11 protein-coding genes and 1 riboswitch are annotated in these 15,980 nt (G+C 35.8%); of the genes, 3 read left to right on the forward strand and 8 right to left on the reverse strand.

Annotation, left to right across the window (positions count from 1 at the left end):
* Positions 1-88 precede the first annotated feature (88 nt).
* The 6 genes from BXU01_RS00805 to BXU01_RS00830 form a co-directional block, all read right to left on the reverse strand.
* A complete protein-coding gene (locus BXU01_RS00805; RefSeq protein ID WP_083691266.1) occupies positions 89-1,570 on the reverse strand; it encodes an aminotransferase class V-fold PLP-dependent enzyme in 1,482 nt (493 codons plus the stop codon).
* Positions 1,571-1,596: 26 nt separating this feature from the next.
* Positions 1,597-3,765 (reverse strand): S9 family peptidase, encoded by a 2,169-nt coding sequence (locus BXU01_RS00810; protein ID WP_083691267.1) that lies wholly within the window; start codon positions 3,763-3,765, stop codon positions 1,597-1,599.
* Between the two features lie 12 nt (positions 3,766-3,777).
* Entirely contained in the window at positions 3,778-5,022 is a 1,245-nt protein-coding gene (locus tag BXU01_RS00815) for a M14 family metallopeptidase (protein ID WP_083691268.1), read from the reverse strand.
* Between the two features lie 133 nt (positions 5,023-5,155).
* Entirely contained in the window at positions 5,156-6,145 is a 990-nt protein-coding gene (locus tag BXU01_RS00820) for a TlpA disulfide reductase family protein (protein ID WP_083691269.1), read from the reverse strand.
* Between the two features lie 71 nt (positions 6,146-6,216).
* Entirely contained in the window at positions 6,217-7,674 is a 1,458-nt protein-coding gene (locus BXU01_RS00825) for a RagB/SusD family nutrient uptake outer membrane protein (RefSeq protein ID WP_083691270.1), read from the reverse strand.
* A gap of 18 nt (positions 7,675-7,692) precedes the next feature.
* The gene (locus BXU01_RS00830) at positions 7,693-10,863 is read right to left on the reverse strand and encodes a SusC/RagA family TonB-linked outer membrane protein (protein ID WP_083691271.1); all 3,171 of its coding nucleotides are present in this window, start codon (positions 10,861-10,863) and stop codon (positions 7,693-7,695) included.
* Positions 10,864-11,114: 251 nt separating this feature from the next.
* A riboswitch (SAM riboswitch) is annotated at positions 11,115-11,214 on the reverse strand.
* Positions 11,215-11,687: 473 nt separating this feature from the next.
* Between BXU01_RS00830 and BXU01_RS00835 the strand changes: the two genes are divergently transcribed.
* Positions 11,688-12,758 (forward strand): BamA/TamA family outer membrane protein, encoded by a 1,071-nt coding sequence (locus tag BXU01_RS00835; protein WP_083691272.1) that lies wholly within the window; start codon positions 11,688-11,690, stop codon positions 12,756-12,758.
* A gap of 2 nt (positions 12,759-12,760) precedes the next feature.
* Here BXU01_RS00835 and BXU01_RS23585 read toward each other — a convergent pair whose 3' ends face one another.
* Complete coding sequence (locus BXU01_RS23585; protein WP_165689743.1) at positions 12,761-12,931, reverse strand: hypothetical protein; 171 nt, start codon at positions 12,929-12,931, stop codon at positions 12,761-12,763.
* A 295-nt stretch (positions 12,932-13,226) separates the two neighbouring features.
* Between BXU01_RS23585 and BXU01_RS23780 the strand changes: the two genes are divergently transcribed.
* Together BXU01_RS23780 and BXU01_RS00840 are read left to right on the forward strand one after the other, a co-directional pair.
* Positions 13,227-13,352 (forward strand): hypothetical protein, encoded by a 126-nt coding sequence (locus BXU01_RS23780; protein WP_255373675.1) that lies wholly within the window; start codon positions 13,227-13,229, stop codon positions 13,350-13,352.
* 4 nt (positions 13,353-13,356) lie between these two features.
* Complete coding sequence (locus tag BXU01_RS00840; RefSeq protein WP_083691273.1) at positions 13,357-14,097, forward strand: transporter; 741 nt, start codon at positions 13,357-13,359, stop codon at positions 14,095-14,097.
* Positions 14,098-14,345: 248 nt separating this feature from the next.
* On the opposite strand, the gene BXU01_RS00845 is transcribed toward BXU01_RS00840, so the two are convergent.
* Entirely contained in the window at positions 14,346-15,977 is a 1,632-nt protein-coding gene (locus BXU01_RS00845; RefSeq protein WP_083691274.1) for an ATP-binding protein, read from the reverse strand.
* Positions 15,978-15,980: the final 3 nt, after the last annotated feature.

Below are 15,980 nucleotides of genomic sequence, written 5' to 3' on the forward strand. Positions count from 1 at the left end.
CTGATTCTTTTGTTGTAAAATGTTTATTAGATAAATTAATTAAGATATCGCTCCTCTGGAGCTTTGATAAAAACTAAGCCGGCTAAATTTATTCCAGCCAAAACCATTCCTTTACGTTTTGTTCTATATTTTCCTCTTTTAGAATATTTTCGTATTCATTTGTGGCAATATTATGCTGATAATCTTTTTGCCATTTTTTATGATTTAAAACTACTTGTTGTATGGCATCACAAATAAATAAAAGTTCTTCATTTGTCATTATCGGATGTAAAGATAAACGAACCCATCCCGGTTTATTGGTTTGGTTCTTCTGAAGCAGTTCATTTGTTATTTCTTGTGATTTAATCTTATCAATATCAAACAAATAATGTGCATAAGTACTCGCGCAGGACCATCCGCCACGAACCTGGATTCCGAAACGATCATTTAATAATCTCACTATTAAATTATAATGAATATCATCGATCAAAAAAGAAACACACCCTATTCGATCTGTTTCAAGATCACCTAAAATGGATAAACCCGGAATCTTTTGAAACTCGGCATAACAAAGATCCAGCAATTCTTTTTCTCTTTTATGAATGTTTCCAACTCCCATTTGATCTTTGAGTTTCAGGGATAAAGCTGTTCTTATTACTTGCAAAAAACCAGGAGTTCCGCCATCTTCCCTAACTTCAATATTATCACTGTAATGATATCCTCCCCACGGATTCGTGCTTTTTACATTTCCTCCGCCGGGATTATCAGGAAAATCAGATTTATACAACTTTTCATTAAAAATCAAAATACCACAAGTTCCGGGTCCGCCTAAAAATTTATGTGGCGAAAAGAAAATGGCGTCCAATTGTTCTTCCGGATTTTCCGGATGCATATCGATTTGAACATACGGTGCCGAAGCTGCAAAATCAACAAAGCAATACCCGCCATTTTGATGCATGATTTTAGCCAGTTCATGATACGGCGTTATAATCCCCGTAACATTTGAACAACCTGTAAACGAACCAATTTTCAGGGTTCTGTCTGCGTATTTTTCAAGTGCTTGTACAAGACTTTTAGGATCAACCAGATTATTTTTATCCGGTTGTAAAACCACAACATCGGCATTAGATTCGTACCACGAAACCTGATTAGAATGATGCTCCATATGCGTTATAAAAACTACCGGTTTGTCGTTCTCATTCGTATTATTGGCATGACGCAACCCAATAATGCGCTGCAGTTTTGATAAAGCGGCCGTCATTCCGGTTCCTGTTGCCACTAAAACATCCGATTCATTGGCATTTACATGTTTTTTGATTACTGCTCTTGCATGATTATACGCATAGGTAGAAGCCTTGCCTGTTTCGCTCGAAAAAGAATGCGTATTGGCAATCATTGGACCTATTTTATTGAGCATGATATCTTCTATTGGGACATACAATCTACCGCTCGCAACCCAATCTGCATACAGCAAATTCTGTTCGCCGTAAGCCGATTCGAATATATGATTTACTCCAATTGTATTTTTTCTGAACTTAGAAAAATACTGTTCTAACTGACCTGGTTTCGTTTTCTTATCTGTAGCATTCATTTCCGTATCATTTTTAAGTTAACTTGTTATTTTTGATTGAATCTTTCAAAGAATTCATAGGTGCGAAGTAGCTGATCTATTCTTTGGCGATTATCACCGCTTCTGGTAATTTCATGGCTTGCTCCGGGCTGTCTTACATATTCTACCGGTTTACCAAGCACTTTTAGACTTTTGTAAAGCATTTGACTTTGCGAAACGCCGGTACGATTGTCGTTATCGCCATGAATAATCAAAAACGGAATATTGATATTTTCTACGTAATTTATTGGCGATTCACGCTCCAGAATTGCTTTCGTTTTTTCTTCCCACGGATAACCGCCAAAATATCTTGGAATCATACGCCATACATTTGCTTCTCCAAAAAAAGTTCCAAAATCATAAACCCCACGCTGGCTTGAAGCAGCTCTAAATCGCTGATCGTGGCTAATAATCCACGTGGTTAAATATCCTGCATAAGATCCTCCGGTAATAAATAATCTATTGGTATCTGCCCAGTCTTGTGCAACAGTTTTATCTAATGCAGTAAGTACATCGCTTGCCGGTCCGGTTCCCCAATCGTTGATATTTGATCTCAGGAACTTTTCGCCATATCCTGACGAACCTCTTGGATTACTGTACAATACGCCATATCCCTGAGCACAAAAAAACTGATATTCCAGCCACATACTCACATCACCCGGACCAAACATAGAAGCAGGTCCACCGTGAATTTCAGTCAGTAAAGGATATTTTTTTCCTTGTTCGAAACGAGTGGGTTTCATGATCCAATATTCGATTTCGAGTCCTTTTTCGTTGATAAAAGTTCCTTTTTCAGGAAGACTAATTGCCTTGTTTTGCAACCAGCTTGTATTAAAATCTGAAACTAATCGTGGGGATTTTAGTTTTAAATCTGAAAAATATAACTCAGATGGATTTGCGACAGCAGTTTTGGCAAAAGCTACAATACCATTATTAACATCATAATCTGTTATTCCCTGATCTGGAGAACTTAATATTTCTGCTTTAAGTGTGTGAAGCGGAACGTTTACAAGAACATATCCGCCATTGCTAGATGAAGTAAAATAAAGTTGTTTTTCGTCTTTAGAAAACCTTACATTATTGTTGTTTCGGTCATAATCAATGATTTTACTTTTTGCAGCAGGATTTTCTAAATTAAAGATTTTTAGAACCGGAACAGATAAGGTATTAATGATACTTTCCTGATAGGCCAATTGTTTTCCTGATGGAGAAACTGCGAGAAGCTGAAACACGACGTTTTCTGCGCCAAGCAATTCAGTAACATTTGTTCCGTCTGTATTTATTGTGTAGATTTTGCTTTCCAGAACCCTGTCCGGGTGTCTGTTTTCATTGCTATTTCCGTTAAAAGCAATTTTAGTATTGTTTACGAAATAAGGATTTGAATACGAATAAAATCCTTTTGTAATGGCAGTTTCTTTTGCGTCGGGTTTGGCATCAATTATAAAAATATGCGTAAATCTAAGTTCGCTGCTAAGTCCTGTTTCGGTTTGAAACTGCAGCTTATCCATTACTTTTGCTTTCTTATCTTTTTCGTTAATTTCAAGATAAGCCCTGATCGCTTCAAGATTACCGTTTGGGTCCGCTTTTGTTTTGTTTACTTTCAGGTTTTCATTTGCTGCAAAACCGGGCTTTTCAAAACTCCACAATGGTAATTCTTTCTTTGGGTTTAAAACCGAATCCTTTACCAGTTCATTGAGTAAGATTGATGCCGTAAACAAAAGCTGTTTCCCGTCCGGACTCCATTTTGGGTTTCCAGCACCGTATTTCGAATCGGTAAGCTGAACTGCTTCTCCGCCCTGATTTATATTTAAAAGAAACAATTGCGATTTTCCTTTTACATTTCTTGTAAAAGCAATTTGTTTTCCGTCAGGACTAAAAACCGGAGAAGCGGATCCTTCTTTGCCAAAAGTTAATTGTCTTGGGGCACTTTTATCCGATGTTTTTACAGTCCAAAGCTGTGTATCGTAATCATAATCTAAAGCATTTTCAGGATTTTTGATGATACTTTTTACCGTAAAAACAGCATTTTCTCCGTCTTTGCTTAATTCTACATCACCAACTGTTCTAATTTTTAAAAGATCAGTAACCTGAATAGGTTCTTTTTTTTGCTGACTGAAACAACAGACTGATGCGATCAGCGCTAAAATAATGCAAATTTTATTTTTGATTTTATTCATCTCAGTATTCTTTTAGTTTTTCGTATTCTCTAGTATCAATTTCATGAATTCTTCTCCGGAAACTTCCCCTTTCTTTTTGATAAAATCCTTTGGTGTATTGTCACCAATTTCAAATACCAAGGCTTCTGTTTTATAGGTTTCAAACAAATAACTGAAGAGTGTAAAAGTGGGCGGTTTAAAATACAACGGTTTTATATGTGGCGTATAACCCGGAATTCCGTCTTTGACTTTGTTTAACCAATTGGGAACAAAACCCGGAATATTGCCTTTTAGTTCCGGATCTACGGTATAATAAATATCATCGTGGGTTGAATGAAAATCAATCGAAAACAGGAGTTTATTGGCGTCTTTGATTTCTGCTTTTAAAAAATCACGAACTGCTCTGGTTTCCGGCTGATTAAAGTCATTATAATCCCTGTTTAAATCGATTCCGCCAGAATTATGTCTCCAGAATCCGCCGTCTACTCCATCCGGATTTAGTAACGGAATCACATAAACTTCAAATTTCTTTCTGAACTTTTTTGCCAATGGCGTATCAGCTGTCAACGTTTCAACAAAAGCCTCAAGTGCATAATGTCCGGTAACTTCCGGCGGATGATTGCGTCCTGAAATCAGGATTTTATTTTTGGCAGACGGATTTCCAATACTAAAAACAGGAATTTTACGTCCTTCAGCAGTTAATCCGATAGAAGCTTCGGCGGTATTATTTTTGTTTTTTAATGTTGCTATCCAATCTTTTATATCTTTAGAAGTTTTGAGTTCCTGCGCGGCAATCCAGGTTGTGTCTTTACTCACTTTTACAGTCAAAACATAATTGGAATCTTTTTCTCTCTTTACAAAAGTGCCATTTTCAGAGGCGTTCCATTTTTTACCGTCACTGCTGATTTTCGCATTATAACGGTGTTTTACATTTGGCGGATAATCAAATCTGATCTTAATTTCTTTGTCTGTTTTTGACCAGACTTTAAAAGCATACCACGGACTTCCGTTAATTGGTGTGTTCTCCGGAGTAATCAAAACGCTAAAAGTATTCTCATCAATTTTGACAACGCCGTTTAATCTCGCTCCGGCAAAATCATTCCCAAAAAAAACTTCCTCGCCTGTTTTATCAAAAACCCCTTTCCATTGTTTCTCAACAGGACGCGTTACGGTCGAAACTGCCGTTATGGGTTCTTGTCCTTTAAAGCCGCCTTTTACCTGAGCATTTGTTGTAATGGCAAGTAAAACAGCTGTTGAAAGAATTAATTTCGTTTTCATTTTTATTTTTTTTTATTTATCAAGTTTGTCATTCCGAGGAACGAGGAATCGCATTGGAAATTATACATTAAATATCCTAATCTTTGTTGAGTTGCGAGTGTGATTTCTCGTTTCTCTTAATGACAAACAGTAACTAATTATTTGCGTTCAAAAGCGTTTTAAGCGTTGTTTGAAGTTCTTCGCCACGAAGGTTTCTTGCTACAATAATACCTTTTGAATCTACCAGATAATTGGCCGGAATTGCTCTGACTCCGTAAAGTTTAGCGATTTCGCTGTTCCAGTAAATTAGTTCAGATACTTGTAACCAGTCTAAGTGATCGTCCTGAATTCCTTTTATCCAGTTTTCTTTCTTTTTGTCTAAAGAAACTCCAAATACATTAAAACCTTTATCATGAAATTCTTTATAAGCTGCAACGATATTTGGGTTTTCTTTTCGGCAAGGCGCACACCATGAAGCCCAGAAATCTACTAATGTATATCCTTTAAGGTTTTCTGAAAGTCGAACTGATCTTCCTTCAGGATCTTTAGACACAAAATCCGGTGCTTTTTTACCTACTTGTAAGCCGTTTAAAACTTTTAGCAGTTCCTGAAGTTCTTTTACATAAGTTGTATTCTGCTGGCTTTTATCTAACAGTGCAATGTTTTGCGTAATTTGTTCCGGCGTTAATCTATACGACCAATTTCTATACAACACATATGCAGAAACTATAGAACTGGGGTGTTCTGTTATAAATTTACTTATATCAACATTTTGTGTTTTTCGGTATAAATCAAATAAATCCTGAGATGCAGAACCTTCTACAACAGATGTACTGTAGTATTTTACAGGGCTTAATTTTACGTTAATAGGCGTTTTTTCTAAAAAGATATACAACGGATTATTGGCTGTATTTACACTTATTCCGTACAATTCAGGAAGCTTTACTTTTGTTTTAAAGCTGAATTTTCCGTCGGTTACTTTTACCGAATCTATGGTGGTAAACATCTTATTGTGAAACTTTTGCAGGTAAACATATTTTGCCACAGTATCTGTAACGGTTCCTTTTAGCTGCACATTTGCTTCTTGTGCCTGAGTTGTTGCTGCACTAAGACATAAAACCAGAAATACTATTATTTTTTTCATTTTATTTGATTTTTAAGTTGATTTGAAAATGATGGATTGTTTTGTGTAATACTTGGACTAAGCTGTTGCATTTAGTACAATTTATTCGTTGCCAGTTCTGTATTTGCGGGCGGGAATATATAATTTACATCAGATGGTGTTACTGCCGGCGTTTGCAATTTACTATCGCCTTTTGCAGGAAGCGTCTGAAGATTTCTTAGTAAATCCGGTCCGCGGAAACCTTCTCCTAACAATTCGATTCGGCGTTCTTTCCAGATGGCATCAATTAATAAATTTGGATCTGAAAGTACCGTTGGGGCAAAAACATAAGAAGCATCTGAACGCTGGTGAACCGCTTTTAGCAAATTCGCAGAAAGTGTAAGGTTTCCGGTTTTTGCAGCTGCCTCGGCATAATTCAGTAAAACCTCTGAATATCTGATAACCGGAATGTAATCAAGAAATGGCGATGGTTTTGCATACTTTTTAAAGTATTGTTTTCCGGAAACAGTTCTCGTTAATTCGCGGCGTTTATCAGCAGTTCTCCATTGTGCATCGCCTAAAATACCTGTTGGGTTTAGATAATATTCTAAATTTGTATTGTAGATATAAGCAATAGAAGATTGTCCCGTATAAGAGTCTAAAGAACTCATAGGAATACTAAAAATAGATTCTACAGTACTATAATTTGACGAAAATATAACGGTAATATCCGGTTGTAAAGCATGTTTTACATCGCTTGCCGTGGTCGAAAAAGGAGCTTGTACCTGCGGCGCTAATTTTGCAGCTTCCTCAATTACTTTTGTCCAGTTATTCATAGTAAGATATACTCTTGTTTTTATGGCAATTGCAGTACTTACGTGTGCTCTGGTTGTGTTAAGATCTGTGGTTGCATAACTTTGAGGCAATGCTGTTTCGGCTTCATCTAAATCTTTCAGGATTTGTGCGTAAATCTCAGCGACAGAACTTCTTGCCAAATCATTATTAGCAGGACCGGTTTCTGCTTTTAATCGTAACGGAACTCCTTTTGATGCTCCTGCATCTTTATTATAAGGCTGTCCAAAACTTATAACCAGACTATAATAAGCCAATGCCCGTACTAATTTTGCTTCGCCAATGTATTGCTTTGCTTTTTCCTCTGTAATAACACCTTGATTTACAGCCAGACCTTCGATTAGGATATTGGCATTATTAATAGCTGAATAAGCGGCTGACCACAAATTATTAATATCATTTGATCCTGAACTGTACGAGTTGTTCCAGCTTTCATAACCTGTAAAATTATTTGCCGTTATATTTATAAAATCCTCACCACGCTGATCCTGATATAAAAGGAAACGTCCTCCGTATAAACTCGCACCTTTAAAAGCTTTATAAATTCCGTTTACCAAACCTTCGATTCTTGCCGGAGTTTTAAAAATATCCTTGTCAGAAACGGTGGTTTCCGGAGCGATGTTCAGGTCTTCGTTATTTTCACAAGAGGTAAATAATAGTCCGGAAAGCAGCAATACTGTTGCAATTGATTTTTTATGTGATTTAAAATATGTTTTCATTGTATTTTTTATTAGTTATTAAAAACCGACGTTTAGACCAAATGTGAACGTTCTTCCTTGTCCAACTGAATTTTTTTCGACTCCCATTGAAGTTGTCGAAGCTCCGTTTGAAGATGTTTCCGGATCTGATCCCGTATAAGAGGTAATCAGGAAAAGGTTCGTTGCCTGTGCATAGATTCTAACCGATGATAATTGTGCTTTTTCTAAAATGTTTTTTGGCAGGGAAAAACCAATTGCCAGTTGCTGTAATCTTAAGAAATCTGCTTTTTCTGCATTTTCAGAAATTGCAAAACCGCTTGATCCATTTGAGATAACATCGTTATAAACTAATTTCGGAATATCTGTTACTTGTCCCGGAGTAGTCCAGCGGTTCAAAATTTCTGTTGAGTTGTTATAAAAACGCTGGTCTAAAAGGGTTCCTCTGGTATTATTCATCACTTTATTTCCGCCTGAATAGGTAAAACCAACAGTAAAATCAAATGCTTTGTATTGAAAATTATTCGTTAAACCCCCGTACCAAACCGGCAAAGCATTCCCCAGAACCTGATAATCTGCCACTGTAATGGCCGCCGCAGTTGTTCCGTCCAGATAAGTCCAGTTGCTTTGTCCGGAAGGAACCGCCGCACTATATTGTACTTTTTCGCCATTTTTATTGATGAAAATCCTTCGTCCGTTATCCGGATTTACGCCGCCGCTAACCGCTCCGTAAAGACTTCCCGCAGAATATCCTACTCTGGTAATATTATTGGCTTCTGTTGTAACCTGCGTATAACCTATAATATCTGTATTTCCTTCGGCAAGAGCCGTAACCTTATTTTTTACATGGGTATAATTGAAAGAAGCTTTCCATTGAAAATCTTCAGAATTGGCTATCGTTGCGCTAAGTCCAAGTTCAACACCTCTATTGTACATTGACCCAACATTTGAAAGAATAGCATCTCCGGGAATTCCTTTTGATGGCGATTGCGGCGTACTTAAAATTAATCCGTTTACGTTGTTATTAAAGTAATCAGCCGTAAATTGCAATCTGTCTTTAAAGAAACCTGCCTCAAGACCGATGTTTGTCTGATCGCTGGTTTCCCATCCCAGATTTTCATTTCCTGCCTGAGAAATTGCCCATGTCGATGCTGAACCATAAATCGAAGCTCCGTAAAGATTTTGTGAAGCATAAGCCGATGAAAGGTTTCCGTTACCAACTCTTCCCCAGCTTCCTTTTAGTTTCAGTGAACTTACATATTCTATAATTGAGCTGTTTTTAAAGAAGGATTCTTCACTTAAAGACCATCCGGCAGATATACCGCCAAAATTTCCGTATTTATTATTTAATCCTAAAGCCGAGTTTCCATCTTTTCTAAAGTTTCCGGTAATAAAATATTTTCCTCCGTAATCATATGATAATCTAAAGAAAGACGAAAGAAAAAGTCTTTCAGATAAACTGTTTCCAGATGATCTGATGGTTCCCCAGGTTCCCTGATAATTTTCAAAAAAAGGATCAGAAACATTGGTTTGATTCGCGCCCCAAGAGGAGTTTTCATATTTTTGAACATCATATCCTGCCAATGCTGCAATATGATGATTAGCACCAAAATGCCTGTCGAAAGAAAAACTGTTTGTAAAATTGTAATTGTTTCTAAGCGCCGCAATATTTGTTGCAGAACCGCCTGTAGCATATGCCGAAGATCCTAAATTAGGACTTAAATAAGTTATATTCTCGGCTCTTAATCTGTCGATTCCGTAGTTACTGTCAAATTTAAATCCTTCAAAAAAGGTAATTGTAGCGTGAACGTTTCCAACAATGTGATCGTTTGAACTGGTATATTTACTGTTTTCAAACAATGCGCCGGGATGCCATAAGGTATTGGTAAACAAGTTATTTCCCGGACTTGCAGTTCCTGTAGCGCTTAAATTATAAGAACCATCTGCATTATAAGCGGCAACGTTTGGAGGCAGTGATAAAGCTAAACGTGCTGCGCCAATCAATAGTAATCCGCTGCTACTTAGTGATCCCGTATTTTGCGCCTGATTAAAAGTATTGTTGTAAGACAGGTTTCCGCCTAATTTTAACCAGCTGTTTACATCATGATCGATATTGAACCTTGCTCCTTTTCTTTCGAATTCATTATCCTTTGTAATTCCTTCTTGTTTAGAATAATTGCTGGAGAAAAAATATCTTGTTCGATCTGTTCCTCCTGAAATACTCAGGTTATGATTTTGAGAAACGGCATCACGATATACCTGATCTTTCCAGCTTGTATTCACTCGTGAACCATCGGCATTAAAAGACGGGAAAAAAAGTGCAGAAGCTACGGCAGCATTATTTTCGTTTCCGCTTAATATTTTACTGTTTAATACGGCTTCATTTTTAATATCTTCGTATTGTGTGTTATTTAAAAGATTTGGCAATCTGGTTGCTCTAGTGATTCCTACCCAGGAATCGTAGGTTACTTTTGCTTTTCCTGCTTTTCCTTTTTTAGTTGTAACCAAAATAACTCCACCCGCAGCACGGGAACCATAAATAGAAGTTGACGCCGCATCTTTCAGGATATCAATAGATTCAATATCAGATGGGTTAATATCTGATAACGGATTATTAGCCACTGAATTTGTTGTGGATACATCGCCTGAATTAACCGGAATTCCGTCAATAACAATTAATGGCGAAGTACTCAGGGAAATCGAATTGACACCACGAATCCTGATTACCGGCGGATCATTTAATACACCGCTTGGTGTAGAAACATTTACTCCTGAGGCTTTACCAATTAACGCCTGCTCAAAACTTTGTACGGGAATATCTTTGATTGTTTTAGAGGTTATTCTGGCGGCTGATCCTGTAAATTCTTTTTTACTCTGAGTTCCGTAACCTACTACCAAAACTTCTTTTAAAGCGGTATTAGAAGGATTAAGCCTAATATCGTTAAACGATGAACTGGCTCTTTTTTCGAGTGTTTCGTAGCCTACATAATTTATGGATATAGTATTGTCTTGCGGAGTTATCGAAAGAGAAAATTTTCCGTTGCCATCACTAATAGTCGATTTACCGCTTTCGGTCGCAATAATCGTAACTCCAGGCAAAGGTTCTCCGGTATCAGAACCTCTTACGGTTCCGCTAATCGTTCGTTCTTGTGCGTGTAACACACCGGAAAGTATGCTAAACAGAAAAATTAAGTTAAGTAAGATTTTTTTCATTTGGTTTGGTTGTTAAAAATTGGACATAGAAATTCCCGGACCATTATTAAATGGCCTGTCAGTAATCAATAAAACTGGGAGTGGTTTAAAAAAGTCTAAGTGTATTGCATTCGGAAAACCTTAAAGTAGTTTTCTTCTCTTAAAAATAAATGATGCTTTTTAGTATTGGCGTGTAATAATAATTCCGTTTTCATTCTAAAAAATAAATGATTTACTAATAATGATCTTATTCAGATTTACTAAAGAAATCTTTCTTATCTGTCCGCCGCAGCGGAAGGATTTAGCACCTTATTTGGCAACAGGTTGCTAAGACATCATTGGGCCTATTCCCTCAGTCTTTCTGGATAAGTTCACGTAGATTTTTTCTACTCTGCAAATATATACATAAATTCTATGTAATTAGTAGAGTTTAAATTTATTTTTTAAATTTTTATTCATTAAGTATCAGATTTACAATTTTAAAAAAGATAATATCAACAATATAACACGCTATTAAAACAAAGATTATCAAACAGTTAAATAAATTTAAAAACTAAAAAAACATTAAGAATATAAACTAAAATTTTATGCTTCTATTTTAAGCAATGGCAAACAAAGCAAAAAAAGATTACAAAAAATATGCCTTTTTTGCCAAATGGGAAGGATGAGTTTCTTCGATTTTTAAATTATAGCCCTTCCCTATTTTATAACTTTAGAAAAAAATATTTATCTTTAAGTTTTTATGAAGGATAATCAAAATGTAATTTCATATTATATAATCATCTTACTTCATGCAGTTTAGAATACGTTCTGGTTTATAATGCCTAACTTAAAGTACATTCAAAATGCAGAAATTTTTTCCCTTCATAATAGTTCTTTTCTGGTGTTCAGCCGCATGGACACAAACAAAATCAACAGACAGTATTACAACATCAAAAGCGGATAAAAATATTGATTTTAATATCCTGCCGTATCTAAATTACAACCGTACTCTCGATTTTATGTTTGGCGTTATCCCAATGATGATGTACAAAATAAACAAAGCAGATACCATTTCGCCTAAATCCTTATCTGGTTTATCCGGCGTTTACACCACCAATAAATCATATTTTATAGCCTCATTCAACAAATGGTATTTCAAGGAAGATTCCTGGCGCGCACAATTATTTTTAGTGACAGGAAACCAGAACGCACAGTTTTATGTAGATGATATCGACATGCCTGATTTTTATGATTATGCAACCAAGTCGAGTATGATAAATTTTAGCCTTCAGCGTAAAGTAATAAAGGCATTATATGCAGGACTGGGATATTCGTATGCTCATTATGACACAAAATACCTGGACAATATAGAACCATCAGCTGTGACGCAAACAAATGGTTTACAATTTAGTATGATGTATGATACGCGTGATGCTGTTTATTATCCTACCAAAGGGGATAAAATTAAATTAAGATGGCTTACTTATCCTACATGGTTTGGAAATGACGCAAATGCCAACAAAATCTTATCAGAATACAATAAATATTTTCCCATGAGAAACGGAACTGATGTATTGGCTGCCCGTTTTTCAGGCAAGTTTGGGTTGGGTAATATTGCTTTTGAACAGCAAACGACAATTGGAGGTGAAGATATAAGAGGATATTCTGAAGGAAAATATCGCGGTGACGGGCTTATGGCTTTACAGGCAGAATACAGATACAATTTTAATAAAAAAATGGGGCTTACAGGCTTTGCAGGTCTTGCTACTATTTACGGTTCTGATACGAGTGATTTCAACTGGGGACTGTATCCCGGAGCCGGTATAGGTTATCGTTACCGAGCATTTAAGCACGAAAAATTTAATATAGGCCTTGATGCAGCCGTAGGCAAAGGCGATTGGGGATTGTATTTCAGGATTGGTGAAGCTTTCTAATCTTATTCGTCTGCGATTATAAGCTGTGATTCTGTAAATTTTCCTGTCATGATATTTCCCATTTCATCTTCCCACTGGGTAATAATATTTTCGATTAACTCTGGCTCAAAATCAGTTACTTTCATGATCTGATTGCCAAATTCCTGTTTTACATTTTGTCCTTTCTTAAACATAATATCTGTTTTTTAAATTAATATAAATTAGCAGCAGTTCATTTCTTAGCTAACATAATAGCAAAATTAATAGTAGTTATAGTCCTGTATTTTATACAATTACAGAATCCTTTTATATTATTAAAATTTGATATTGCTTAAGTTGCATTCTTCAATGTTTCAATTATTTAATTTTTTTTTTGATTCTGAATTTTTGTTTTAAATTTTATAAAATCTGCAGTAGATTGTATAAAGTCGCCGCGCTGTAATCAGATAATTTTACAGGTTCAATAACTTCATTAAAACAGATAAAATTATGACTGATATAGCCCGTCGTTTTTCAGAAAATCCGGCATTCATGCAAACTCATTTAGGTACAAACAATAACGAACCCGAGGCAATAAAGGCTGTTGTGGACGAACTAATTATCAGTCAAATTTAAAACCATGAAAATATTTTACTCTTTTATTGCTGTAACTTTATTTTGCTTTTCTCCTAAAACTCTGGCACAACAAATACAAACTGACCGCCCTAATGAAACCGAAAGCCCAAATACTGTTCTGGCTAAACATTTACAAATAGAAAGCGGTTTTTCGTTTGAACAGGATCACAGTGAGAAAACTTTTGAAATTCCGGAACTTGTATTGCGATACGGAATCATTAAAAATTTTGAAGTTCGTGTAGAAACTGCTTTAAAAATATCTCATGAAGAAGATCGTAATCTTTACGGTATTCAACCTGTTGTAATAGGCGCTAAATATCATATAACAGATCACAAAGGCGCTATTCCGGATATTGGTGTTCTTGCCCGCGTAAGTATTCCGTGGATGGCGGATAATGCCTATCAGGAAAAATATTACAGCCCTGAAATTAGAGTGCTTGCCCAGCATGAACTATCAAAAGTTACGCGCTTGGGATATAATTTAGGCATTCACTGGTTGCCTGATTCTTTACAGCCTGAATATGTTTACACACTTTCTGCGGATCATTCTCTGACTAAAAAAATAAAAGTTTTTGTAGAATCCTATGGTTTTGCAGTACCTCAGCATCATGCAGAAAATACGGTAGATACGGGATTATTATTTATTGTAAATAAAAATATACAATTGGATTTTATAACAGGAACAGGAATTATGCATGCCAATTCAGAAAAATTTGCCGAAGTAGGGTTTTCTGTTCGAATATAATTCTCTATCAATAAATACTTTATAATAAAAAACCTGTAGCAATTGCTACAGGTTTTTTTGACATTAAACAAAGCTTCAGTTAATTATTTAATGCCTTATTTTATTTTGGCATAGCAAATATTTGATTTTGACTATAACCTTTCTTTATTTTTTAATTCTGAATATTTTACAAAGTTAAAGTACTGATTGTTAAATATTTTACATCATTCATTAAAACCTTTACACAATACATACCATCTTATATAGAATTACTTTTTTGGTAAATAAATATAAAATGTCGTTCCTTGTCCGGGTTCGCTGGTAAAGTTAATTGCTCCGTTATGATTTTCTATGATTCGTTTGCATAAAGCAAGACCAATTCCGTTACCGCCATATTGATCGCGCTGGTGCAATCTTTGAAACATATCAAATATTCGATCAGAATAATCACTGTCCATCCCAATACCATTATCAGCAATCGAGATCAGGTGGTATTCTTCAAACGGAATCAACTTACTGTCAGGAACAGAACTATTTGCAGAAAAAATTGTGGCAGAAATACTCACAGATGGCTGTTGTGCATTAAATTTAAGCGCATTATTAACCAGATTATAAAATAACTGACGAAGCTGTGTACTTAATCCTTTAACTTCCGGCAATGGGCTTATATGGATCAGGGCATTTTTTTCTTCAATAACCATGCTCAGGTCATTTAAGGTTTCTGTGATAATTTCGTTAAGATCAACCTGTGTAAGCTGATGTATTTTATTATCTATTCTGGAATAATTTAAAACATCTGAAATCAGATCAGATAATCTTCCGGCTGCAAGACTAATTCTGTCAAAATAATATTGTTTTCGCTGTTCTTCAGATAAATGTTCTCCTGCACGCGATAGCATAATCATAATTTTACGAAGTGGTTCTTGTAAATCATGACTGGCAATAAAGGCAAATTGCTCAAGTTCTTTATTTTTAAACAGTAATTTTGAATTTGCACTTTCTAATTCACGCTGAATCATTTTTAACTCAGAATTATCCTTAAGTGTTTCTACTACTGTTTTTTGAGCATTGATATCAACAAAATAAATAAGCCAGCTATTAAAAGAACCGTCTTCGGTCTTGTTGGGTACAATCGAAATAAGATGCCAGACATACACTGAATCTTTTTTGATCCTGGTTTCTCCAAAAAAGTCAGATCTTGTTCTTTTGGCTTTGCTCCACCCTTCGCCTATTGCTTCCAGATCGTCAGGATGAATAAAATTGCCCAACGCTTTTTTATCAAAAACAGTTAAAGGCAATTGCAAATAATTTTTGAGAGAATCATTGGTTACCAAAACATTATTTCGCTCATTGACAATACATATCAAAACAGGAAGCGTGTTGGCAAGCTGCCTGTATCTGTTCTCGCTTTCGCCCAGTTTTTCTGATAATGCTATAAGCTCAATATTCTTTTTTCTAATCTCGTCATAAGGTGACAAGGGAGGTTCGTATTTAAAATAATCTACTAAACTCTTTATTTTTATATCAGATAAAAGTCCAGGCGCTAATACCGGCTGGCTCAATTTGGTTACAGATTGATTGTTTGCAAATGTATACTCGATATCGCCTGATATTTTTGCAGCATATTCAAACGCTTCAGGACTGCATTTTTTCAGGTCTACAGTATCAGTAAGTATCGCCAGTATTTCTTTTTGGGTTGGTCTGATGACGTTTATGCCAATAACCAAAACCGAGTTTTTCCCTTTGGCAATAGAACATCTGGCCACTTCAGATACGGCTGTCGAAAATCTTGTCTGGGCTGATGATGGCATGCCACACATTTCGGCAATTTTCATTGCTCGCTTATGAGCAAGAATTAAGTCCATTTCGTTATCAAGATTAATTTTTACAATCTCCTTCATAGC

Source organism: [Flexibacter] sp. ATCC 35103, assembly GCF_001975985.1.
Taxonomy (GTDB): Bacteria; Bacteroidota; Bacteroidia; order Flavobacteriales; family Flavobacteriaceae; genus Flavobacterium.